Origin of the sequence: Maridesulfovibrio spiralis (SeqCode), assembly GCF_048571135.1 — a bacterium.
Lineage (GTDB): Bacteria > Desulfobacterota > Desulfovibrionia > Desulfovibrionales > Desulfovibrionaceae > Maridesulfovibrio > Maridesulfovibrio spiralis.
Map to the genome: position 1 here is coordinate 4,050,211 of NZ_CP182344.1, position 23,565 is coordinate 4,073,775.

The window sequence follows — 23,565 nt, forward strand, 5'->3', positions numbered from 1 at the left end:
TCCGGCGGCTGAGGAAGGGGAAACTTTTGCAAAAATTTCCCCTTCCCCAGACCCCATCCCCTTCAAAACCTTTTAGTAAGGCTTCGCCACCTAAAACAATAACCGCCCTACAATTTATCCACAGTCGTAGAGCGTAAATTCTCATCTCGCATAATGCCGGGGAGTTTCCCAATGTTAAACAGCAGCAAAACAACAAAGATACTGAAGCAAAATAAACGCGCATTCATGCTTTACCTTATCGTGGGGATAGTTGCTCCTATATACGGGGGACAGGTCTGCCCTTTTATGGAAGGACTTCCGGTTTGGGAATTCGAATGCTACGTGGCCTTGCCCTTGGCTGTAATTCTGGCTCTTCGCTATCTGCTTCAACCGTATTTTGTTGACCGGGCTCCGCTGCTTAAACGTACCGGACACCAGTTTCGTCTAGATATGGGACTGTTTTTACTGGCAGGAATATGGTCCTCACTGGTCATTCATTTTTTGCCGGGCCTGCCCCTCTGGCAATCCGGCTGGAAGCTGACCTGGGCCTTTATCACTGGGGGAATGTTTGCCTCTCTCGACCTCGCCCTTGCCAAAGAGCGTGAAGTGATTGGGTTTGCACAAGAGAATCCTGATCATATGGAACAGCCCACCAATATTTTTCCGCGTTCAAAAATTTTCGCCATGGTAGCTGTTTCAGTAACCGTGCTGACTACAGTGGTCCTGTTGCTCATGATTTTACGCGACCTGAACTGGCTTTCTCAGCAACCCGCTGATGCAAGGGACTTTTCAGAAGCAACCAGATCAGTGGTTATCGAAATAATGCTGACAATGACAGTAATGGCAGCCTCATGCGTGAACCTGATCATGTCAGCATCCCGCAATCTGCGAACCTTGTACGAAATGGAAACTTCGGTTCTTGAAAGTGTCAGCCGGGGAGATTTGTCAGTACATGTGCCTGTAGCGACACAGGATGAAATCGGCTACATCGCCGGAGTGACCAATACCATGATCAGCAGTCTTCGAGACCATATGCGGCTGCGCCACGGGCTGGAAATTGCGGCAGAGGTGCAGCAAAATTTTCTGCCCCAATCCGCACCCAAAATTGAAGGTTTGGACATGGCCGGGGTCTGTCGTTTCTCCGAAGAAACAGGTGGAGATTTTTATGACTTCATTCCGGTAAATGAAGGCGTTCTGGCCGTAGTGGGAGATGTTGTGGGGCACGGACTTGAAGCAGCCCTGCTCATGGCTTCCACCCGGTCATGTTTGCGACAGGCTGCGGAGAGAATTTCTGATCCCGGTGAGATTTTGACCGCTGTGAACCGTCAGCTCAGCCGGGATACAGCGGAATCCTGCCGTTTTGTAACCTGCGTAGTCATGCTGCTGGATGCGGACAGCCAAACAATCAAATGGGCAAGTGCCGGACACCAGCCTCCGATCCGCTACAGCCAACAAAGTGAAGCGTATACGCTGCTGCGTGGAACAAACATGGCCCTCGGTCTGGATGGTTCATGCGAATACACAACACGTGCGACCGAATGGCCGCTTGCAGGAGATTCTTTACTGCTCATTTCAGACGGAGTTACTGAGGCCGAAGGCGAAAGCGGTATGTTCGGCAATGACCGACTGGTAGAATCAATAGCCCACTATGCTGAAGCAGGAGCCGCAGACATGGCAGACGGGATTGTTGGTGATGTTTTGAACTTTGCCAAGAATGGGGCTGTGGATGATGATATTACGCTTGTGGTGGTTTCGGGGGGGATAACCCCGAAAGCTAAAAAAATAACCTCCGGCAGCCAATTGGCAATCAGCAGGCCACTTTAATAAATCCATACACTTAACAATGCAAAACTCAGGTTGTACGCAGGCTTGTAGGTAGAGACGACCTCAACCCTCACAGATAAACATAGAACTTCCCTGCGCACAACCCAACTTATCAGCCACAACCCTGCATTTGGCCTTGAAAGCAAAAAAGACCGGGCGGTTTGAACGCTCATAAAGGGCTTCAAAATTCCCCTGCCCCTTACAGAGTACGATATCGGCGGAGTTGTAAATCTTGAGAAGTTCCGGGGAAACCTGATCAAGCACGGTTCCAAAAGTGATGCAGCCGGAAGGCATGGTCCGGCAGATTTTATCCATGCCCACAAACTCGGCGTCTTCCATGAGGGCGTCATTGAGGATCGGCGCGCTGCGCACGGCGTAGGTCAGGTCAATTCCACGCTCCATCAACACTTTCGCCAGAATGGTATCCAGTGCGATTTCCCCAGTATTGTCACCGAGGATGAGCATACGCGCTCCGGGTTTGAGCAGCTTTTCCAGTTCCTGCACAGCTCCGTCCATGAACGAAGTATCATTTTCTTCATCCAATGCTGCTTGCCAGTCGAACATTTCCGGCGGCCCATGATCAATATAATTGCCGATGATGGACACATTCAAAGCTGTGCGCAAAAAATCGTCGGACGCTTTAACAATTTCTGAAACTGCCGGGACGGCTTGCATAACCTGACGATTGGCTTCACGCTTTATTTTCGCATAGGGATCGCTGTTGCCGAGGATTTCATAGCCAAGGGGATAAAGCTGCTGCGCCCAGTGCGGAACTGTCTGTTCCATGGAAAGGGTATTGAGCCGCAAAGCCCACTCATGCAGCAATTTCTCATGCTTTTCCGGATCATCCGGTACGGCAATGCGGGCCATTTTAAGTCCTTGCGACAATAAACAGACCTGACAATCAAGATGGGGAATCATGGTTAACTCACTTTTTTAGACCGGAACAGGACATCCATTAAATCTTTTCCAGTAAAAGCGGGAGAAATTCATTTGCATCGGCTACAACCAATACATCGGCTATTTCACGGATGGGCGCGTCCGGGTCGGTATTTACCGCGATGATATATTTTGAAGAGCTCGCTCCGGCAGAATGCTCCACAGCTCCGGAAATACCGCAGGCAATATAAACCCCTGGCTGGATTGACTGCCCGGTTATGCCGATCTGGCGGCAGTGCTCAGCTTCCTGCGCATCTACCACCGGACGGGTTGCCGCATGTTCGCCTCCAAGCTTTGCGGCCAACTCTTTTACACGGGCGAGCGAATCAGCATTCATCACCCCCCTTCCGGCAGCTACAACAACCTCAGACTTGCCAAGCTCTACAGTACCTTCATCTCCGTCTTCGTAACCGTGAAATTCAAAACGGCTATCCGCTTCAACATGCACCGTAATGATTTCGGAAGGCTCGCACTGCTGCTTCCCAGCTGGAAAGGCTCCGGATTGAAGGGTCACGACTGTACAGCCTTTGCCTAATTCGACTTCGCGCTGCAACTTACCGTTGTAGACCGGAACGACCAGCTTCCCGTTCCGCAATCCGGCCACCCCGGAAACGCAATCAACTTCCATGGCGCAGGCCACACGCGGAGCAAGGTCCCAGCCGTAGCTGGAATGCAGGAAGACAACCATGTCCGGCTGTTCTTCTGCCACAACCTTGAGAATGGCCTCTTTGTGTACATCCGGTGCGTAGCTGTTTGATTCAAAAAAATATAACCGCCCTTCAGCCGAGGGTAATTGCTCCCTGTCCCCGGCCGCAAACATGATCTGTTCCGCTCCCAACTGCTCGGCAAAAGCGCGGAGTTCACTTATCCGTGTGGAAACAACACCGTCCAGCTGTTCGGCAATGAGTAAAACTTTCATTGTTTCCCCCGCCCGACAGCCAGCCGTAATTTAAGAATATCAGCAACGTCTTCAGCCAGTTTTTCAACTGCCCCGCTCATGACCAGACAGCCGGACTTTTCTGGAACAACAAGCCTTTCGTCCCTCTTTGCTGAAAGATCGAGCAACTCATCAGCTGCGATAGTTATGAGAGGCTTTTTCTTGGCCTTCATAATATTGGGGAATGTGGGGTAGCGCGGCAGATTCAAGCCGGACTGGCAGCTAATTACCGCCGGGGCAGGCACAGAAACTTTGCAGCGCCTGCCCTGCTCCAGCTCCCGCTCAAGCACAAAGCGGGCCTGTTCAAAAGAAAATTCAATCACCCCGGTCACTGTCGCAAATAAGAGCATTTCGCCCAGCATGGGGCCGACCTGTGCATTGCCGAAATCCTCAGATTGCTGGCCGCAAAGGATCAGGTCGTAATTATTATCTTTAGCATAAGCGGCGATAGTTTTGGCCGTTTCAAAAGGAGTGGCAACATCTTCCGCTTCATCCAGAACATGCACGCCGCTGTCCGCGCCCATTTCAAGAGCTTTACGCAGAGCAGCTTGCGCCCTTTGCCGGCCTACGGTCAGCACATCAACAGTTGAAGCATGGCCCTGATCTTTGAACAGCAGCCCCTGTTCCACAGCATAGGTGTCATATTTGTTCATGCGCCAGACAAGGTTGCTCTCGTCAAGACTGCCGTCTTCTTTGAGCGTGAAGCGGGCCTCTAAATCAGGAACCTGTTTGATGCATATTAATATTTTCATTTTTTGTTGCCTCCGGCGGCTGAGGAAGGGGAACTTTTGGGAAAAGTTCCCCTTCCCCAGACCCCATCCCCTCAAAACTTTTCAGTATGCTTCGCAAATAGCTCGCAAATGCGTCCTTCTAAAAAAAACTGCGAAGCGTTACTAAATACGTTTTGGGATTCTTAAACCCCTTTGAAAAAGGGTTTAAGGCCCCCGGCAGGGTCGCCGAAGGCTTAACTTAATCTACTAGATATTCTCTGCAAGGACCTCGGCAATATCTCGCACTTGCATGCCACCGTTCCTAGTCATTTTCATGCCTTCTTCTAAAGTGGTCAGGCAGAACGGGCAACTGGTGACCAGCTGTTCTGTACCCGTTGAGGCGGCCATTTCAGCGCGTTTGATATTCATCTTTTTGCCGCCTTGGGACTGAGATAAAAACCGTCCCCCCCCGGCACCGCAACAGAGCGCCTTCTGGCGATTCTCATCCATTTCGCTCAGCCGTCCACCGGCTGCCATAATCAGGTTGCGAGTGGGTCCGTAAATATCATTATGGCGAGCAAGATAACAAGGGTCGTGATAAGTGCAGGAAAATTTTTTGCCCTTGATTTTCAGTTTGCCTTCGACCAGCAGCTGCTCAAGATATTCGGTATGGGAAATGACTTCCGCGCTAAATCCGAAATCGCGGTAATCTTTGTTCAAGGTATTAAAGCAGTGCGGACAGGTGGTGACCACGGTTTTGATACCGTACTTCCTGATCCGGCGGATGTTTTTCATGGCCAGCTCCTGAAAAAGATACTCGTTGCCCAACTTGCGGGCAGGCTCGCCGCAACACTGTTCCTGCTTGCCGAGAATGGCTACATTCACTTTTGCGGACTGGCAGAGTTTAATGAAGCTGTGGGCCACGTTCTTGCTGCGCTGGTTATAAGAAGCGTAGCAGCCCGAAAAATAGACAATATCCGCAGTAGGTCTGGCGGACAGGTCAATGACGTTAAGTTCCTCAAACAAGGAATCACGTATGGAAGGCTCGCTTCCAAAAGGGTTACCGGTCACTTCAATTCTCTCCATAGCTTGTTGTACTTCCTGTCCCGGAAATTCACCTTCCATTAAAGCAAGATTCCGGCGCATTTCAACGATCCTGTCCACATGTGAAATGGACACAGGACAGGCTTCCTCGCAGGCCAGACAGGTGGTGCAGGACCATATTGCTTCCTTACCCACCGATCCGATAATTCCCTCCTGCGGGGAATTAAAAGAAATTTTATTAAGTTTGCCGACTAGCTCCATAGGCGAGAGGGGCAATCCCGCATTTAAAGCCGGACAGACTTCATCACAACGTCCGCAGCGGGTGCAGCTGTCCAGTTCCAGCAGATCTTTCCAGCTGAAATCATTAACATATGCGGCCCCGAAATTTTCAATTGACTCATCCTCAAGATTGAGGGGGACAAGGGCTACTTTAGCTCCCTTCACAGCAAGAAGGGAAATTGCTCCAGCAGTAAGCATGTGTTTCATGGCCGTGTAAGGAACCAGCCCCATAAATCCAAAGGCCAGAATCGCATGAACCCACCAGAACATTTTATGCAGAGCAAGCAGAGCCCCCTGTCCAATTCCCTCAAAAATTAAAGCCAACGTGTAACCAACCGGAGACCACAGGGATTGCAGACTGTCCATCTCGGTAACGGCCATGCGCGTTCCCTCAACCGCGAAACCGGAGATCAGTACCGCCAGCAGCAGGGATATAACAGCTATTTCTCCGGTTCTCTCTTTATCCTTCTCGGCCCTTACCCGTCTAATCAGGAAGTAGGAGGCAGCCCCGGTTCCGATGAACCCGCCGAGATCGAGAATGAGAGAGAACAGAAGGTAAAAACGGCCCTTGAGAAATTCGATTCCAAAAATCGGCCCGCTCAGATGGGTCTGCACTGCGATGAGCAGACTTCCTCCGAAAAGCACCAGCATGGCCCAGAACAACGCCCTGTGAACTTTACCGCTGAGACTTCCACGCGCAACTTTGTTTTGTAAAAGAACATCCACCAGATTGCGGAGAATCATTTTCCATTTCAAGCGGCGGCTGAAGGGGCGCCCCTTCCTGTAGGTTATTACAAGACGGGTCACCCCTTTTACCGCTGCAGCAACTGCAAGCAGTAACAGGAGGGACAGGGAAGAAACCTCAGGTCCGATGTTCCAGTATATTTCACGGGTAAAATCCATGTAAATTTGGAACTCCTTTTGGAAGAAGCTTTGGCAGTGTATTTGGAAAGAACCGCAGGGTAAGGGAAGAACCCCGCGGCTCTCTATTTTCAACTATAAATCCAGTTTACCGGGGTTCATGATGCCGTTGGGGTCAATGGCTTTCTTAACACGCTCAAGAACCTTCCAGCTGGAACCGAGGGTATCTTTAACGTAGGGCAGACGAGCCAGACCGCCACCGTGATGGTGGGAAAGGCATGCGCCGTGCTTTACGCAGATGGACATGGCAACGTCCCAGATTTCGAGCATTTTCTTCTCTGCGGTGGCATCGTCTTCTTCCTGACCGAGCAGGATGATGTACAGGGAAGTACCCTGCGGATAGACATGGGAGAAGTGGCCGAGAACTTCCGCTGCGTAAGGCTTCAGGGCTTCTTTCAACTCAGTATAGGTATCCATGATGCCGTGCCAGAAATGGGCGATTTCGATGGTCTCAGCCAGACCGCCTTTGGATTTAAGCAGATTCTCAACGGTGGAGAAATCGTAACGGCGACCGCGCCATGCTTCAACTGCATCAGGACCGATCTTTTTACCGTTGAACTTGGCGCAAATGTCCATACAGGCTTCGTATTCAGCTTTGGCAACAGCTTCAACACCTTCGAAACCGAGGAACATGACGCATTTGTCGAATTCCTTGTCCTGCATGGCGTGCTTTGCTTCTTCAAAATCGTAGTAGCGAACCAGTGCGGGCTTGAGGCCTTCACGGGTAATGATACGCATGACGTCAACACCGTCCTGCACGGAATCAAAAGTGATGGCTTCGAGAATGCGGTCATCAAGCAGAGGGAATATTTTCAGGGTTACGTCGGTGACAACACCGAGAGTGCCTTCGGAGCCCATGAAGATGTGGCGGAGATCCGGTCCCATGGCTGCACGGGGCACATTCATGGTTTCGATAATCTCACCGCCGGGCATAACTGCAGTGTAAGTAACCACGAGATCTTCGATGCCGCCGTAACGGGAGGAAAGCTGGCCCATGGCGCGGGTGGCGACCCAGCCTGCAACAGTGGAGCGGTCAAGGGACTGCGGGGAATGGTTCAGGGTGTAGCCGCGTTCGTTCAGTTCCGCTTCCAGCTTGTGACCGAATTTACCGCACTGCACTTTAACCATCAGGGAATTTTCATCGAGAGCAATAACATCGGTCATGGCAGTGGTATCGAGAGCGATACCGCCTTTTGCAGGCAGGGCCTGACCGGTAACACTGGAACCGCCGCCGTAAGGGGTAACGGGAACTTTGTTATCATCGGCCCATTTGAGAATCTCGCTGACCTGCTCTGTGCTGTTGGCCTTGACGACCACGTCAGGACCGAACATACGCTTGCCCTGATTCTTCCATTTGAAACAGGCGGGCCAGGTGTCGTAACTGTGATCAATGATGGTTTCTTCATCGGTGAGCACGGCTGCCGCGCCGATGGTTTCTTTCAGGCTTTCAATCCATGCGGGATTAGCAGAGGGTTTAAAGTTTTTTTCAGTCTCAGCAATAAAATTTACGAGAGTATTTCTTCTGGCATTCATTTTTAAAACTCCTAATTTGCGAAATCATTTGTTCCGGGTGCGCAACGGTTTGCAGCAACCCAATTCGAGTAATTATCTATTTCTTCCCCTGCCTGCTCTGCGGACCAGTCAAGGTGTTTTGCCATTTCATCAGCAACAGAGGCGGTGATGGACAGGCCGCCGTCACGCCGCCAGTAGAAGAGTGAAGCCCTTCTGGTGAAAAAGTCGGTGATGGTCCGGGACATTTCGTATTTGACTGCGTAAACGACCTCGGCTCTGATTACATCGTAGCCGCCCATGTCATCGGCACAGGAAGGATCATTTTCGATCATCTCGGCCATGAGCCGCGCGTTGCCGCCGTAGAGGGAAAGCAGCCGCTCTTTAACAGCTTCCGGGAGATTCATGGAAGCGAGCTTGCTCTTGGCTGCGTAGGTCTGCCCTGCATCCCCGCCGCTGACCGGGACTTCGTGGGTGTTACTGGCCGGGATGTCCTTCATGCCGAAAGTCTGGCCCAGCAGTTCAACCGCTTTATCCACAACCTGCAGCCCCATTACGCGGGCTGTGGTCAGCTTGCCGCCGCCGATGGTCAGCAGACCTTTGGGGCTGACGAAGATTTCATGTTCACGGGAAACCGCGCTGGCGTTACGTGAATCGTCCGGTGCGATAAGCGGCCGCAGACCGGCCCATGTGGCGATGACGTGCTCGCGGGTGAGATTGCGGCCCGGAATGGTGTAATTGGCAACATCAAGCAGGTAATCGATGTCTTCATCTGTGGCAGTGACGTCATCCAGCGGACCGTCATAGTCGGTATCGGTGGTTCCGACATAAACCAGATCGCCATCCAGTGCGGGAATGGGCCAAACCACGCGGTTATCGCCGGGGGCGCGCAGGAATACGGCATGGTTCAGCGGAAAATCTTCCTTGCTGAGCACAATGTGCACGCCCTTGGTAGGCCGCAAACGTTTATCACCGACGCCCTGCTCCATGTGGCGGATGGTATCCACCCAAGGTCCGGTGGTATTGATGACCTGCTTGGCGGAAATTGTTCCGCTTTCACCGGAAAGAACGTCTTTAATTTCCACGCCGTTGATACGTCCGTTGTTCTCGGTAAATCCGGTAACCTCGGCATAGTTGGCGATATGCGCACCGCCCGCTGCCGCGCCCTTGATGGTCTCGATGGTCAGCCGGGCATCGTCGGTAAGGAAATCGTAATAGTAACCGCAACCTTTAAGCCCGTCAGCGTTGAGATGCGGTTCCATTTCACGCAGCTTTTTGGACCGGAATATCTTGTGACGGCGGATAGAAGGTGCGCCGGAAAAGAAGTCGTAGAAAGTCAGACCCAGATTGAGCTTAAGCAGACCTTCAGGATAGCCGTCATATTGCAGATACATGAACGGTCTGGGATGGGAGAGATGCGGTGCGAGCTTGAGCATGAGTTCGCGTTCCCGGCAGGCCTCGCGGACCATGCGGAATTCAAAACTTTCCAGATAACGCAACCCGCCGTGAAGAAGTTTGGTGGAGCGGCTGCTGGTACCCCATGCGAAATCATTTTTTTCAACTAACGCAACTTTTAAACCTCGGAGTGCGGCATCCCTTGCGGTTACTGCTCCGGTGATTCCGCCGCCGATGACCAGAATGTCGTAAGTCTCTTTGGCAAATTGCGCGATGGTAGTTCTTTCCATTATAAAAATCCTAAACGTTTGGCCACCTTGGTTAATTGTTTTTCTGCCGGAAGCCACGTGGGAGTGATGTTCGGCTCCCGGCAGAAAAACATGGTGGTGGTTATATAGTGCCTCCGGCGGCCCTGCCGGGGGCCTTAAACCCTTTTGCAAAAGGATTTAAGAATCCCAAAACCTTTTAATAGCTTTGGTTGAGTTAGTTCTATTTATTCCTCATCATCCTTAGCCCAGTTCATGGCCCGCTTAACTGCGCGGCCCCAGCTGCGGTAGAGGCTGTCGCGCTCTTCGCTGCTCATCTTGGGCTTGAAAACCCGGTCGACAGTCTGGTCATCAAAGCAGGCTTCCGGGCTGGGCCAGTAGCCTACTGCCAGTCCGGCCATGTAGGCCGCGCCGAGGCTGGTAGCTTCAGTCACGGAAGGACGCACAACTTCAGCATCGAGCATGTCGGCCTGAAACTGCATCAGGAAATTGTTGGCGGAAGCACCGCCATCAGTGGCCATTTTCCTGATTTCCACTCCGGAATCATCCTGCATGGCGCCGATGAAGTCCTTCATGGAATAAATGATGCCTTCGAGGGTGGCCCGGATCAGATGGGCGCGGGTGGTACCGCGGGTGATGCCGATGATCATGCCCCGGGCATAGGAATCCCAGTAGGGAGCGGAAAGTCCGGCCAGTGCGGGCACGAAGAAGACCCCTCCGTTGTCGTCAACAGACTTGGCAAGTTCCTCGGTATCCGGGGAAGCGGGGATCATTTCCGCACCGTCACGCAGCCATTGCACTGCTGATCCGGTTACTGCGGAATATCCTTCAAGGCCGTAGGTAGTTTCACCGTTCATGCGCCATGCAATGATGGTGTTCAGGCCGTTTTTGGAGATTTCAGGCTTGGTGCCGATATTCATATCAACGAATGATCCGGTCCCGTGGGTGACTTTCAAGGTTCCCGGCTCAATGCAGCCCTGTGCGAAGAGAGCGGCATGCTGGTCGGCAATGGCCCCGGTAATGGGGATAGGTACGCCGAGGAAGCTTTCGTCGGTCATGCCGTAATCGCCGGAATCAGGCATTACTTCGGGGAACATATTCAGCGGCAGACCGAGGAAATCCAGCCATTCGGAATACCAGTCGTCTTTATGCAGATCGTAAGCTCCGGTAACGGATGCGTTGGATGCGGAGATAGCGTGGGTCTTGCCGCCGGTAAGCTTATAGATCAGCCATGAATCAATGGTACCGAAAGCAAGATCACCTGCTTCAGCGCGCTTGTTGAAGCCCGCAATGTTGTTTTTCATCCAGTGCAGCATGAGCGATGAGTAAACCGGAGCCATGGCCCATCCGGTTTTGCCGTAGGTCTTGTCTGCCCACTCGGAGCGGATTTCTTCCACGTAATCGGCGGTACGGGTATCCTGCCAGACGATTGCGCGGGAGATGGGTTTCCCGGTGCGCTTGTCCCAGACGATGGTGGTCGCACGCTGGTTGGTGATACCGATAGCCGCAATCTGGGAAGCCTTCAGGCCCGCTTTTTCAAGGGCCTTGCGGGCCATGCTGCGGGTTGAGCGCCAGATTTCCTGTGCGTCATGTTCCACGCGGTCCGGTGCAGGATGATGCTGTTCAAATTCAGTGTAGGCCTGAGCCTTGATTTCGCTGTTGCGGTTGAAGATAAGCGCCCGTGTGCCGGTGGTGCCTTCGTCGATAACCATTATATATTTCTTTTCCATTTTAGATCCCTCTTTTGAGTGCCTTCGGCGACCCTGCCTGGGGCCTTAAACCCTTTTGGGAAAAAGGGTTTAAGAATCCCAAAACTTTTTATTAGGCTTCGCCATTAGTTTTTTACAATCACCGTAGCTTAATTAGAACGGCATGGGTATGTTGTAGAGACCCAGATTCGCGCAGAGCAGTGAAACACTGGTCATGCAGGCGATAGTGCAGGCCGGGGGATCAATATGGGTATCGCCGTGTACGTGGAAAGTATCGGCAAAATATTCGCCGAGCACTGCGGCAATGGTCCCGAAAATGGTTCCCATGAGAATACTTCCGCTGGTTGCGGTAACTACTGCGGCAACAAGAGTGATGTGATGGGTAACCGGAACCTGAAGCCCGAAGAAGAGAAATGCGAGGCTGGCTGCGGAAATGGCGAAACCGAATACTACGCCGCCGTTATCCACGCCGATGGCGGTAGTCAGATAAGCGGAAAGCGCACCGGCACCGAGGCCAATGATCAGACGCTGACCGAGGCTGCTCTGCCACGGAACCCATTCAGTACCGGGAGCAGGCTCAAATCTGCTGGAACCTTCAGCAACTTTACCGAAAACACCGTTACCCCAGATAACGCGAACGATAATACCGGAAACAACAACAGAAAGGGCGATGGTGTCGGTCCACGGAAAATTAACCAGAGTGAAAAGATAGTTGAGGAGATAGCCGACAATACCGAAAATACCGCCGATAAGCAGCACGTCGGGTTTATTGAGCCCCATCATGGGAGAAACAATGTCTTTACCGCCGCCTTCAAGAACACCTTTTTTAGCAGCATAAGCTGCTGCGGCTACGCCGGAAGCAAAACCGCCGACGTGAGGTCCGAAAGCCGCTCCCAGAGGAACGCTAAGCAAATCTGCACCCGTAGCCTGTGCGGCAACACCGACCAAAATAAGAATACCGACAAAAACAAAGGCTGCCAGTCCACCGATTGCAGCACCGAAAATTCCACCAGCAAAAGCTACCAATAAATGTACAGTTTCCATTCTTCACCTCTTGAAACCAGACTCTGCGTCAATCATTGGATGCACACCCCGTGCACTCCCGGATTTCCCAAGCCTGCGGTCCGTTTCCTGACATTAGCGAACCGCTTCCGTATTGACTGACAACTACCATCTGATTTATCTTTAAAAGTTCAGAAGGCGCACCTCTCCTGTCGGATCTGCCCGCAGACCTCAGGTAATGCGATCTAATCCCCTGTTGCAGCAGGATGATCTGATCAGTACGCTTTCGATTTCCCAAAGCCGGGCAGCAATGTCCGGCTTCCTTTTTTTGCAGGTTCCCTTTTTTAATCCTCCTCTATTTTACGAGCACTACAGTCAGTGAATAACTGTCGCCTCTGTTGTAGCACCTTGCATATTTCAAGGGCCTACCCTCTTCGGAGTAGAGCACTCTTTCCCCGTAAAGGACCGGGCTGCCGGATTCTGTTTCGAGAATTTCAGCCAGCTCCTTATCGGCTATTTGTGCTTTCAACTTTTCAACAACATTGGCCAAAGCGAAACCCATATTTTCGATCAACTGCCAAGTGTGCTGTTCATCCAGAGCAAGGTCGGATGTAGGGATGTCGCCCAGATCCGGGAACAAGGAAAGCGGAAGAAATGCGTCATGATAAGTGATGGGAATTCCGTCCATATAACGCAGGGTGGTCAGACGGAGAAGCTCATCCCCCACTTTAATCTGTAAAGCTTCGGCTTGGGCTTCGTCGGCCTGCACGATTTCACGTTTGAGCAATTTCGCCGCAGGCTCGTGCCCTTCAATGCGGCAGGTGGAAAAAAAATCTGTGAGGTGGGTATGGTCACGCTGGAACGGTGACTGGCTGACAAAAACCCCCACTCCGTGTCTGCGGTAAACCAGCCCGGCATCAACCAATCCGTCAATACTCTTGCGGATGGTCATCCTGCTGACCCCGAACTGGGTGGCCAGATCATGCTCCGGGGGAAGACGGTCACCGCAACGCAATTCGCCCGAACGTATCTGAGCGCTGATATGCTCCCGGGCCTGAATATATCTGGGTATTCCTCTGGTATTCAATTGCATTCTGTCCTCTTTAAAAGGAAGTTAATTTTCAAATCAGCTAGATGTCTATACATCTGCTTGTCTTGATGTCTATACATCTCCCAAAAAACCGCCTGTGTCAACGGGTTTCGAAGTTTTTAGACGGTTCTACGAGTTGTATACCCGGGGCCGGAATGGACAATATTCAAGGATTTCAGGGCGGGCGGGACTTTAGTTTTTTCAATTTTTTTTAGTTGTATAGTATTATAAAAAAATCCAATACTTGTATCCACTTCTCCCCAACTCACCTTTTACTCACCTTTTTAGCAGGTGAGAACGTAATATGAGAAAAGAATGGGTGTTAAACACCTGAAATAACATACACCGGATATGATTCCGTAGCCTCCGGAACTAAAGGTCACAAGTTCGAACCCTGTATTGCCCGCCATCATATGAAACTATACAGTCCGATACTGTTTATTAAGCCTCTGAATTTACGGGGCTTTTTTGTTTTCAAGGCTAATACTGTACGATATAATCCAGCCCAATCCGGGACCTAATGTGTGTACTCCGGTATGAACCGGGGATTTGGGTACACATCAGCACATAACACACCAATTTTAAGTAACATTTACAAAAAGATTCCTAACTACTACCTAACTATAATTACTTAATCTTAACGCATTGCGACCGAGTTAAGCGGTACAATTTATATAAACTAATCTTATACAAGTATTATATTGCTCGAAATTAAACCTACTGAAAATTGTGACCTTTTATCCAGATACAGCGTATATTTATTTAGAAAGGAATCATTTGTAACAGGAGACTCATTGCACTCATGAGTGACGAAAGGGATATATTGATCATCAAAAAAGTTCTGGATGGAAATATCCAGTTATTTGAAGTCTTGGTTATCAAATACCAGACATCAATTTACAATTTGATGTTCAGAATTTTCAAAGACAAAGAAGAGGCAGCCGATATGGCGCAAGAAGCATTCCTTAAAAGCTATAAAAAACTAAACTTATTTAACGGAAACAGCTTTTTCTCATGGCTATATACTTTAAGCCTTAATGTAGCTCGAGACCGTCTTCGGATCAAAAAAAAATCCGACGATATATTCTTTGTTCCTGAAAATATATGTGATTTTCCTGATTCAAATAACGAAATAGCCAAAATGGAATCTGCAAATGATTTAAGTAAACTATACACCATAATTGAGAGACTGCCCCTTGGGTATACAGAACCTCTTCTATTGAGATTCAGGGAAGATTTATCTCTGAAGGAGGTTGCAGAATTAACAGGCTTGAGTCTGAGCGGGGTGAAGATGCGAATTCACCGTGGGTTAGCAATGCTTAGGGAGGTTTTGGGGGAAAGCCATGATTAACGAAAACGACTATTTAAACGGCGAAGAGAAGAGAATAGCAGAAGAAATCCAAAAAATGGAACTACGGGATGTACCGCCCACTTTTTCTGATTCAGTTATGAATTCAATCAAAAAAGAAAAGACGCCATGGTGGAAAAAGATACTGCAGTGGATCAACAGCCCGATTGAACTACGGCTGACTCCCTTAAGGGTCGGCCTCACAGTCTCGCTGGCACTGCTGGTCATATTCTTGTTTCCAAGGGGCGAACAGGTCCACCCCCCTGCTGCAAACGTTGTCTCCGTGCATTTTGAATTCAAGGCTCCTTATGATGACGTGCAAAAGGTTTCCGTCATCGGCTCCTTTAACGACTGGTCCGCGGAATCCGCATCTATGCATTACGATAACACGACCGGCATCTGGATTTATGAAACCAATCTCCAACCGGGTGATCACGAATATGTTTTTCTGGTCAATGGAAATATCGTTGTTCCTGATCCAAAGGCTAATCATTACCGAAAAGACGGCTTTGGAAGCATTAACTCCATAGTCTCTGTAAGGAGTAATGAGCATGCAATTTAGACTTTCAGGTAAGGCTGCCATTGTACTCATACTGGCTATACTGCTTTCTCCCGGAATATCGAAAGCAACCGATCTGGAAAAAACCATTGAGAAAATCGTAGATTGTGGAAATGAAAGCAAATCAGTTACCCGGCTTCTTGCCGCAGTTCTAGATAAACGCATCAAAAATAATGATGCGAAAGAAATTCTTGAACCGATACTGGACATTTGCGAACAGGGTTATCCCGTGAGAATATACTTCCAGAAAATGGACGAAGGGCTTGGAAAAAGAATTCCAGCCCCTCTTATTATATCAGCCCTAAGAAAAATGCATCAGAATTTCAAGGCAATTCACACGGCTATTTCCAACGATGCTGCTACAATAGACAAGACGATTGTAATCAGCGCAACAAACGCAGCCAATTCCGATGTTAAGATCGACTTTATAACAAGCTGTATAGAAAAATATAAACGAAACAGCGACCCAAAAACTTTAACTATGACATTCTGGACTGCTGGTGCTCTGGCAAGAGCCGGTCTTAATCAATCTCAGATAGAGCGCATAGCGTTGGCAGGTATTGAAAGTGGGAGTATCGATACCAGTTGGAAATATGTTTCAAGAGTTGTTTCAGCAGCCAGATCAAAAGGAATACCCGACTCGGAGATAACAGCAACTGCTATCAGAATTTTAACAGAAAATGGTACCCTTGTAGATTTCATGGTGGCATTGGGATTCTCAGAAAGAAGTATACAATAAAAAAATAATGTATCCCTTCCGAAACCCCATACGTATATTTAAGTGTGCATCTTAAAATACACAAAAGATCCAGTGGAGAAAATATATGAACTCAATCCGAATTTCTGCAATCCTATTCAGCTTAGCTTTTCTGTGTTCTTGCGCCGGACATTTCGCAGGTGAATCATATCTGGCAGACAGGAATTATGACGACTGCATAGAAGAAATGAGCAAACTTTCTACCGATGACACTTCAAACGATACCGCTTTTTTTTATCTGGGTCGATGTCAACTTGCAAAGGGAAAAGCTGAAAAAAGCCTTTATGCCCTGAAGAAAGCTGTAGCCCTTGAGCCGCAAAATGCAGAATATCATTTCTGGCTCGGTATCAATCACTGGGCGTTAGCTGATTTTGACAATGAATACCGACAATATCACAAGGCTCTCGAACTAGACCCCGGATTTCTATCCGCAAACCTATACATGGGTCACATCCATTTTGACAAAGGCAATTGGGAAAAAGCTCTGCTCTATTATGATAAAGTTCTGAAAACAGACCCATACAACCCGGAGGCTTTGTTTAATCAGGCTGAAACTAAATGGCAGCAAGGGCAACGAGAAGAGCTGATCCCACTGTGGAAACAATATCTTAATTATTACCCTGATGGCTTAAAAGGCATGCGCGCCACTTCCAGACTAAATGCACTGGGTGATTTCTCCTACCGTAATTATCTGATCGGACAGCGGGTGCTGACTCTAAGAACACCTGAATTCAAAAACAGACGCTCTGACATAACCTACAAGTCGATGGCTTCAACCTCGGTAATTGCCGCCATTATGGAAAAGAATAAAGAACTCACAATCAACGTTATTACGTTTGTTGCTGGAGACAAAGAATTGGCAAAAGAACGCAGTTTTGAAATCCGTAGGCAGATTCAGGCAGGCCATCCCAATATTGATTCTTCCCGCATCCTTCTGAGCTGGTTCGGAGAACCGGATAAGGTAAAGACCCCGGAAGGACTTAAGATAATTAATGAAACAGTACTGTTTGTGACTGAGGTAAAGTAATCTTTAAACACGGGAGTAACTAAAATGAAAATGTTCAAATATTGTATACCATTAATACTTGCCAGCTTCTTGCTGTTGGTAATGGCTCCAAAGGTAAAAGCTCAAGATACAGTTGAAAATGACTCAATTCAGGCAACAGAATCACAGGAGAATCAAGATGCCACCACTGATCAGGATGCAGCAACTGATCAAGATGGTACAGAAGAATCTAGATTTGATTCAACTATGCAGGTTGACAGGGCTGAAGCCCTTGCAGAAGCAGTAGCGCAGACAGCATCCCAAAGTCTTGCTGATGCGGAGGATAATCTTAATGCAGCGCAGACAGCATACGACACTGCTGTGCAAGCAGGAGACCCTGAAGCAATTGCGACAGCACAAGCAACATTGGATTCAGCACAAGTTGCGGCTGACACCGCCGCCGCCACCGCCGCAGGAGTATCTGCTTCTGACATTGCCGGTATGCGTGATTCCGGTATGGGCTGGGGAGAGATCGCCCATGAATTGGGAGTACATCCATCAGTCCTTGGAATGGGATTAACTCACCGTTATGGTGCTACTGAAACAGTAAGAGAGATGACAGAAGTGGCAGCAAGTACTCAACAGGGAAATAAGTATGGCCGCAGCAGTCTTACTACCCGTAATGTTGAAACCGGAGTAGCCACTACCCCCGGAGCACGCGGAAACGGCAACAGTAAGGGCCTTGGGCTTGGCCAAACATCTACCACAGCCAAAAGCGGGTCTTCGAAAAGTGCCTCAGGTGGAAACGGTAATGGTAATAGTGGTAACGGAAATAGCAATGGCAACGGTGGTGATAATGCCGGAGGCAAAGGAAATGGAAACAGCGGCGGAAAAGGTAATGGCAACGGTGGTGGTAATGGAGGCGGAAACGGAAATGGGAATGGTAGAGGCTAATTAGCAATGGTACTTGCTAATGTAACTATAAAAGGTTCTATCCTCCATTGAGAAACTCAATATCTGTTTTTTGTTAATCATCTATTATTTAGACTTACATTAGGCTTGTGGGAATTACCTCTTTTCCACAAGCCTTTGTAAACATCCCGCATATCAGGCCCAGCGAAAAACGCTTCGCTCACCCTTAACCAATATATTCAATCAACTGGCTCTTTTTGATCGGCTTAGCCAAAAAAGTATTACATCCAGCTGCAAAACAAGCTTTTTTGTCGTCTTCGAAAGCATTCGCGGTCAAAGCCACAATTTCAACCGGAGCCAATCCCTTCTCAGCTTCATACTTACGAATATTTCTGGTCGCCTCCAGACCGTCCATGACAGGCATCTGCATATCCATAAAGATAATGTTAAAATCGGGTGAGGATTTATACATCTCAACACCTTCATGACCATTCTCGGCCATGAACACTTTATGCCTGCTGTCCTTAAGATAAAATTCCACCAGCTTCCTGTTGCTTTCTGAATCCTCCACGACCAAAACCTTTTTGGCCTTACTGCGATCAGATTTCAAAAGAACATCCTGTTTAACAGCACTATGCTCCGACTCATGCCCTACGACAAAGGGCAGACGGAATAAAACAGAGGTCCCTACTCCTTTTCTGGATGAGATTTCAATATCTCCTCCCATCAATTCAGCCAGCCGTCTTGAGATGGGCAACCCCAAACCGGTCCCCCCGTACCTGCGGGTGGTGGAGGAATCAGCCTGGGCGAAACTATCAAAAATAGCTTCGATCTTATCCTGATCAACACCCACACCTGTGTCATCAACCCTGAACAAGACCTTAACTTTCTCGTCTTCTTCTGGATGAGCCTCTACTTTCAACGAAACAGAGCCAGCTTCAGTGAATTTGACGGCATTACCGAGAATATTCAACAAAACCTGCCTGACCCGGTACGAATCGCCATCAACCCACTGCGGGACGTTTTCATCAACTTCTACAACAAAATCTAGGCCTGCAGCTCCCGCAGACACACTCATAAACGACCGAACCTCTTCCAGAAGACCACGCAAATTAAAATTATAATTATCAATCACCAACTGCCCGGCTTCAATCTTGGAAAAATCCAGAATTTCATTAATCAACCGCAGCAATCCTTCTCCGGAAGTCTTGAAAATATCTACGTATTCCTTCTGCTCTTCATTCAAACCCGAGTCATGAAGCAAGTCGGTAACACCCAAAATAGCATTCAGGGGGGTACGTATTTCATGGCTCATATTAGCCAGAAAAACTGATTTAGCCTTATTGGCTTCAATTGCTGTTTCCTTTTCAATCTCGACCTGCTCCATCTGTTTACGCTGGGAAACATCAGTAAGCATGCCTTCGATGAAAACTTCACCGCCATCCGTTACAAAACGGCAATAGTTGGCAAATTGGCGGATTTCCCCGGTTGGTAATTTTGCTTCATACTCAAAACCGTGCACATGACCATGCTCATCCAATTCCCGAAGCATTTCTTCCCGCCGCAGAGGATCAACAAAAAGATCTGTGGCTATATCCTGAAGGGCATCCAATGCTTCTTCCAAAGAATTATAGCCGGCAATACGGGCAAAAGCAGGGTTCGCACTCACCAACTGTCCACTACGGGTGCTGCGGAAAATACCTTCGGTGGCATTCTCAAAAAATCCACGGTACTTTTCTTCTGCCTGACGGAGATCCATTACCAGATTCTGAAGCCCATCCGACATCTCGTTAAAAGCCCGCGCCAACTGCCCCACTTCATCACCAGACTCAACCTTGAGCCGCTGGTCCATGTTGCCTTCCTGAAACTTCCGAATATCGGAGATCATCCCGGTAATCTTCTTGGTCAGCGTGGACGCCATCCAGATGGCAATAAAAATGACCGCTATCACCATGAAAAAGGTCGAAAACGTAATTTCACGCGACGTTTCAGCCTGAGTCCGGCGCAACAGTTCCTGCGTATCATCATTCTGTTTTTTCAGGGTCTGTAAAAACGCATCCGCCATGTTACTGATTTTCTCTCCCGTCTCAGTCGCGGCCTTATGGAATTCATGCACGTTGGCACCGATGGTAACAAATCCGAACCCTCGCGGCCCGGAATACTTCCCGGTATGATATGGAATAGCCGCCGCAGTGGTCAGCTTCCACAGTCCGCTCCAAAGAATAACGAAAGATCCGGACCCACCGCCCTTAGTCAGGTTGTTCCAACCGTCGCACTGGGGCGCAAAATTCAAATAGCGGCAATCCAACCCCAATAATCCCGCATCCGTCAGCTCCGGGGCGGGCTTTTTGGTCAGCGACTGATCTTTTAAAACAGGAGCAGTCTCTTCCCATTGGGCAATATCCTTGCCGCTTTTAAGAAAATCTTCATACATTTCTTCAGAAAGCCAAGGCACTGCCGGCAGCCCGGTCTGCGGGTCATACCCAGTGATAAAGTAATCGCGGGGATGTGAAATATTGCGGTCCTTGTAGTCCCAGATAAAGGCATAGTTACCCGTTGATGCGTCAGATATGGCTGAATAACGTTCAGCTGTAGGCACGATATGATCTGAAAATTCCATGATATGGGTATGATCAAGGGCAAGGGTCACATAGCCAATAATTCTGCCATCGCGTAAAACAGGTGTCGCCCAACGCACCAGCCCCTGAAACCGTTTGCCAACCGGATTTTCCTTGCCGGCATATGCGGCTTTTTCCGGTTCGAACGGAATACCTTTTTTTTCAGCGGAGACCTTTGTGTACCCCCCTATTATCGGGCTTCCCACATAAGGTCCGATAACTTCGGAAACATATATTTCGCCGGGTTTAAGCTTCTTAAGTTCCGGGAAGTAACCTTCTGCCCTGCAATAGGTATTTGCTTTGTCCGAAATATCTTTTTTCTCTTTATCCAGAATATCCGTAGTACCGACTTTAACCCGTTCATGTCCTTCCAGATCCACAAAAGTCATCTCCAGAAACAGCGGACGGTCAATAAAAACCCCGCAATCTTCGGGGGGACGTGAATGAAAATCTTTAACATTATCTGGATTACGGACTTTTGCGACAGATTTATTTGCAGAACATGGTTTAGAAGGAACCCATTCATCACCGGCTTCATTTAATTGCCACGGTATGGATTCCGTTACCCGACGGGAAAAAGGCTTAAGAAAATCGCGGTAATTATCCTCGGTAGGTTCAACCTCGGCGGCCAACCGGATATTATTATCCCGGTCATAAAGAAAAGCGGCAACCCTGCGGGCAGTATCGGTAGTCAACCTTTCGATGGCTTCGCGTGACTTCAGGTCCAAAGCCCGGATTGAGCTATCCACCGCAGTATCACCGATTGAACTTACAATTTCACGTGTATCTCTCGATAAATAAGCAACTTTGTCCTCTACGGACTGCCCCAAAAGAACGATTCCATTCCATGCAACCCACGCCAGAACGATCAAAGGTAAAACCTTGATCAACACAAAAATAGTAATCAGTTTGCATCGGATCCCAATGGAATTAATCCAGTGCATGCGCTCTCCTTCTTTGCCAATACCTACAAAACCGCCTCCCAGCCGCATGATCTTAAAACTTACTATTTACGGATTGCTAAAACAAGCAACTTGTCGGCATTTCAGTAAAATAAAATTTTAAGAGGATACACGCAAGGCATCCGGGACTATAAACCTGCCCAAGCACGCAAATAAGAAGGGCCAGCACAAAACATGCTGGCCCTTCTTATTTAGATTTCGGGAACGTTTACTACAGAGCTTCAAATTCCAGATTTTCAATATACTGGTGATAGTTATCGATGCCTACAAAGTAACTTGGGTCTTCGAGAATGTTAACCACGCATATTTTTTCTGCACGCTTAATCAGACGAACACAATCCTGACTGAGATGAACCAGATAAACCTTCTTACCTGCCCGCTCATACATGGAAGCGATCTTGTTGATTGCTTCTATCGCGGACTGATCCATAATTCTGGAATCCTCAAAATCAATAAGTACTTTATCCGGATCTCCCTTCACATCAAATTTACTCAGGAAAAGAGTTGTTGAAGCGAAAAAAAGCGGCCCATAAATCTGATAGTGCTTGATACCCTGCTCATCCACAATTTTGCGAGCGCGAATTCTAAGGGCATTTTCCCAGGCAAAGATAAGTGTGGAAATCACAACGCCGCAGATTACTGCAATGGCAAGGTCATACTTAACAGTCAGAACCGTCACCAGAATGATAACAATCACATCCCACTTAGGAACCTTGTTCATGATGTTGAAAGTGCTCCACGCAAAAGTCTTGATGACCACAATAAGCATGACGCCGACAAGCGCGGCAATCGGGATCTGCTCAATATATTTTGAAGTGAACAGAATGAAAAACAGCAAAGCCCCGGCGGCAACAATACCGGAAAGACGTCCACGCCCCCCGGAAGAAATGTTGATCATGCTTTGACCAATCATGGCACAGCCGCCCATACCGCCGAATAAACCATTAATAAAATTACCAATTCCCTGTGCCAGACATTCACGGTTGCCGCTGCCGCGTGTTTCGGTAAGTTCATCAACCAGAGACAAAGTCATCAAACTCTCAATCAAGCCGATAGCAGCTAAAATCAGGGCGTAAGGGGCGATAAAAACCAGTGTGTCCCAGTTCAACGGCACATTCGGAATCGCAAAGGAAGGCAGCCCGCCCTTAATGCCTGTTCCGCCATTGGATTGGATAAAGGAAAGCACGGTCTGTGTATCAATATTCATGGCAATAACAAAAATCGACACCGAAATAATGGCAATGAGTGCACCCGGAGCTTTTGCATGCAATTTAGGGACAATGGTCAGGATTGCCATAGTCAGGGCCACAAGCCCGGCCATAATCCATAAAGGTTCGCCTTGCAGCCATGCACCTTGCGATTTGAACATATTCAGCTGGGAAAGAAAAATGACGATAGCCAGCCCGTTAACAAAGCCCATCATGACCGATCTGGGAACCATTCGGATAAATTTTCCGAGACGGAAAAACCCCGCCAGCAGCTGTAATACTCCGACCAGCAACAAAGTCACGAACAGATACTGCAACCCGGCATTGGAGCCGGGACCGCCCAGCGCGTTGCCTTCCATCACCAGGTTGACCATGACCACAGCCATAGCTCCAGTCGCGCCGGAAATCATTCCCGGCCTGCCCCCGAGTACTGCGGTAATGAGGCACATAAGAAACGCACCGTAAAGCCCGACCATAGGCGGGACACCAGCCACAAAGGAAAATGCCACAGCTTCCGGCACAAGAGCCAGAGCAACGGTCAGCCCGGAAAAGATATCGGCTCTGACACTTCCATTTGAGGCAGCAACAATCGAGTTGTTTGAATTCACGAAT

The 23,565-nt window shown here is 48.9% G+C and carries 17 protein-coding genes; 6 read left to right on the plus strand and 11 right to left on the minus strand.

Features of this window, described 5'->3' with window-relative positions:
- Nucleotides 1–171 precede the first annotated feature (171 nt).
- Nucleotides 172–1,803 carry a PP2C family protein-serine/threonine phosphatase gene (locus ACNI29_RS18170; protein ID WP_419779776.1) on the plus strand — a complete coding sequence of 544 codons (1,632 nt, stop codon included), beginning with the start codon at nucleotides 172–174 and terminating at the stop codon, nucleotides 1,801–1,803.
- 63 nt (nucleotides 1,804–1,866) lie between these two features.
- Here ACNI29_RS18170 and ACNI29_RS18175 read toward each other — a convergent pair whose 3' ends face one another.
- From ACNI29_RS18175 to ACNI29_RS18215, 9 genes are all read right to left on the minus strand, one after another.
- Nucleotides 1,867–2,724, minus strand: a complete 858-nt coding sequence (locus ACNI29_RS18175; RefSeq protein WP_419779777.1) for a damage-control phosphatase ARMT1 family protein — start codon at nucleotides 2,722–2,724, stop codon at nucleotides 1,867–1,869.
- A gap of 37 nt (nucleotides 2,725–2,761) precedes the next feature.
- A complete protein-coding gene (locus ACNI29_RS18180) occupies nucleotides 2,762–3,661 on the minus strand; it encodes an electron transfer flavoprotein subunit alpha/FixB family protein (RefSeq protein WP_419779778.1) in 900 nt (299 codons plus the stop codon).
- Nucleotides 3,658–4,431 (minus strand): electron transfer flavoprotein subunit beta/FixA family protein, encoded by a 774-nt coding sequence (locus tag ACNI29_RS18185; RefSeq protein WP_419779779.1) that lies wholly within the window; start codon nucleotides 4,429–4,431, stop codon nucleotides 3,658–3,660. Before ACNI29_RS18185 ends, ACNI29_RS18180 begins: the two co-directional genes overlap by 4 nt.
- Nucleotides 4,432–4,656: 225 nt before the next feature.
- Entirely contained in the window at nucleotides 4,657–6,615 is a 1,959-nt protein-coding gene (locus tag ACNI29_RS18190; protein ID WP_419779780.1) for a heterodisulfide reductase-related iron-sulfur binding cluster, read from the minus strand.
- A 93-nt stretch (nucleotides 6,616–6,708) separates the two neighbouring features.
- Nucleotides 6,709–8,166 (minus strand): FAD-binding oxidoreductase, encoded by a 1,458-nt coding sequence (locus ACNI29_RS18195; RefSeq protein ID WP_419779781.1) that lies wholly within the window; start codon nucleotides 8,164–8,166, stop codon nucleotides 6,709–6,711.
- An 11-nt stretch (nucleotides 8,167–8,177) separates the two neighbouring features.
- Entirely contained in the window at nucleotides 8,178–9,827 is a 1,650-nt protein-coding gene (locus ACNI29_RS18200; RefSeq protein ID WP_419779782.1) for a glycerol-3-phosphate dehydrogenase/oxidase, read from the minus strand.
- A gap of 203 nt (nucleotides 9,828–10,030) precedes the next feature.
- Nucleotides 10,031–11,533, minus strand: coding sequence for a glycerol kinase GlpK (gene glpK / locus ACNI29_RS18205; RefSeq protein ID WP_419779783.1), 1,503 nt, complete (start codon nucleotides 11,531–11,533; stop codon nucleotides 10,031–10,033).
- Between the two features lie 132 nt (nucleotides 11,534–11,665).
- On the minus strand, nucleotides 11,666–12,556 hold the full coding sequence (locus ACNI29_RS18210; RefSeq protein ID WP_419779784.1) for a DUF7973 family transport facilitator: 891 nt from the start codon (nucleotides 12,554–12,556) through the stop codon (nucleotides 11,666–11,668).
- A 313-nt stretch (nucleotides 12,557–12,869) separates the two neighbouring features.
- Entirely contained in the window at nucleotides 12,870–13,607 is a 738-nt protein-coding gene (locus tag ACNI29_RS18215) for a GntR family transcriptional regulator (RefSeq protein ID WP_419779785.1), read from the minus strand.
- A 799-nt stretch (nucleotides 13,608–14,406) separates the two neighbouring features.
- Between ACNI29_RS18215 and ACNI29_RS18220 the strand changes: the two genes are divergently transcribed.
- The 5 genes from ACNI29_RS18220 to ACNI29_RS18240 all read left to right on the plus strand — a co-directional run bounded on the left by ACNI29_RS18220 (nucleotide 14,407) and on the right by ACNI29_RS18240 (nucleotide 18,207).
- Nucleotides 14,407–14,955, plus strand: coding sequence for an RNA polymerase sigma factor (locus tag ACNI29_RS18220; RefSeq protein WP_419779786.1), 549 nt, complete (start codon nucleotides 14,407–14,409; stop codon nucleotides 14,953–14,955).
- Nucleotides 14,948–15,514 carry an early set domain-containing protein gene (locus tag ACNI29_RS18225; RefSeq protein WP_419779787.1) on the plus strand — a complete coding sequence of 189 codons (567 nt, stop codon included), beginning with the start codon at nucleotides 14,948–14,950 and terminating at the stop codon, nucleotides 15,512–15,514. Before ACNI29_RS18220 ends, ACNI29_RS18225 begins: the two co-directional genes overlap by 8 nt.
- Nucleotides 15,504–16,250, plus strand: coding sequence for a hypothetical protein (locus ACNI29_RS18230; RefSeq protein ID WP_419779788.1), 747 nt, complete (start codon nucleotides 15,504–15,506; stop codon nucleotides 16,248–16,250). The genes ACNI29_RS18225 and ACNI29_RS18230 overlap by 11 nt, the downstream gene beginning before the upstream one ends.
- An 85-nt stretch (nucleotides 16,251–16,335) precedes the next feature.
- Entirely contained in the window at nucleotides 16,336–17,295 is a 960-nt protein-coding gene (locus ACNI29_RS18235) for a tetratricopeptide repeat protein (RefSeq protein WP_419779789.1), read from the plus strand.
- Nucleotides 17,296–17,376: 81 nt separating this feature from the next.
- Nucleotides 17,377–18,207, plus strand: a complete 831-nt coding sequence (locus ACNI29_RS18240; protein WP_419779790.1) for a hypothetical protein — start codon at nucleotides 17,377–17,379, stop codon at nucleotides 18,205–18,207.
- Nucleotides 18,208–18,391: 184 nt separating this feature from the next.
- Here the strand turns inward: ACNI29_RS18240 and ACNI29_RS18245 are convergent, their stop codons facing one another.
- On the minus strand, nucleotides 18,392–21,727 hold the full coding sequence (locus ACNI29_RS18245) for an ATP-binding protein (protein ID WP_419779791.1): 3,336 nt from the start codon (nucleotides 21,725–21,727) through the stop codon (nucleotides 18,392–18,394).
- Nucleotides 21,728–21,956: 229 nt separating this feature from the next.
- Complete coding sequence (locus tag ACNI29_RS18250) at nucleotides 21,957–23,561, minus strand: SulP family inorganic anion transporter (RefSeq protein WP_419779792.1); 1,605 nt, start codon at nucleotides 23,559–23,561, stop codon at nucleotides 21,957–21,959.
- Nucleotides 23,562–23,565 lie beyond the last annotated feature (4 nt).

Bases quoted from the DNA above. Each gene is read 5' to 3' on its own strand.
- ACNI29_RS18170 (WP_419779776.1), top strand. From the start codon at position 172: ATGTTAAACAGCAGCAAAACAACAAAGATACTGAAGCAAAATAAACGC.
- ACNI29_RS18175 (WP_419779777.1), bottom strand. From the start codon at position 2,724: ATGATTCCCCATCTTGATTGTCAGGTCTGTTTATTGTCGCAAGGACTT.
- ACNI29_RS18180 (WP_419779778.1), bottom strand. From the start codon at position 3,661: ATGAAAGTTTTACTCATTGCCGAACAGCTGGACGGTGTTGTTTCCACA.
- ACNI29_RS18185 (WP_419779779.1), bottom strand. From the start codon at position 4,431: ATGAAAATATTAATATGCATCAAACAGGTTCCTGATTTAGAGGCCCGC.
- ACNI29_RS18190 (WP_419779780.1), bottom strand. From the start codon at position 6,615: ATGGATTTTACCCGTGAAATATACTGGAACATCGGACCTGAGGTTTCT.
- ACNI29_RS18195 (WP_419779781.1), bottom strand. From the start codon at position 8,166: ATGAATGCCAGAAGAAATACTCTCGTAAATTTTATTGCTGAGACTGAA.
- ACNI29_RS18200 (WP_419779782.1), bottom strand. From the start codon at position 9,827: ATGGAAAGAACTACCATCGCGCAATTTGCCAAAGAGACTTACGACATT.
- glpK (WP_419779783.1), bottom strand. From the start codon at position 11,533: ATGGAAAAGAAATATATAATGGTTATCGACGAAGGCACCACCGGCACA.
- ACNI29_RS18210 (WP_419779784.1), bottom strand. From the start codon at position 12,556: ATGGAAACTGTACATTTATTGGTAGCTTTTGCTGGTGGAATTTTCGGT.
- ACNI29_RS18215 (WP_419779785.1), bottom strand. From the start codon at position 13,607: ATGCAATTGAATACCAGAGGAATACCCAGATATATTCAGGCCCGGGAG.
- ACNI29_RS18220 (WP_419779786.1), top strand. From the start codon at position 14,407: ATGAGTGACGAAAGGGATATATTGATCATCAAAAAAGTTCTGGATGGA.
- ACNI29_RS18225 (WP_419779787.1), top strand. From the start codon at position 14,948: ATGATTAACGAAAACGACTATTTAAACGGCGAAGAGAAGAGAATAGCA.
- ACNI29_RS18230 (WP_419779788.1), top strand. From the start codon at position 15,504: ATGCAATTTAGACTTTCAGGTAAGGCTGCCATTGTACTCATACTGGCT.
- ACNI29_RS18235 (WP_419779789.1), top strand. From the start codon at position 16,336: ATGAACTCAATCCGAATTTCTGCAATCCTATTCAGCTTAGCTTTTCTG.
- ACNI29_RS18240 (WP_419779790.1), top strand. From the start codon at position 17,377: ATGGCTCCAAAGGTAAAAGCTCAAGATACAGTTGAAAATGACTCAATT.
- ACNI29_RS18245 (WP_419779791.1), bottom strand. From the start codon at position 21,727: ATGCACTGGATTAATTCCATTGGGATCCGATGCAAACTGATTACTATT.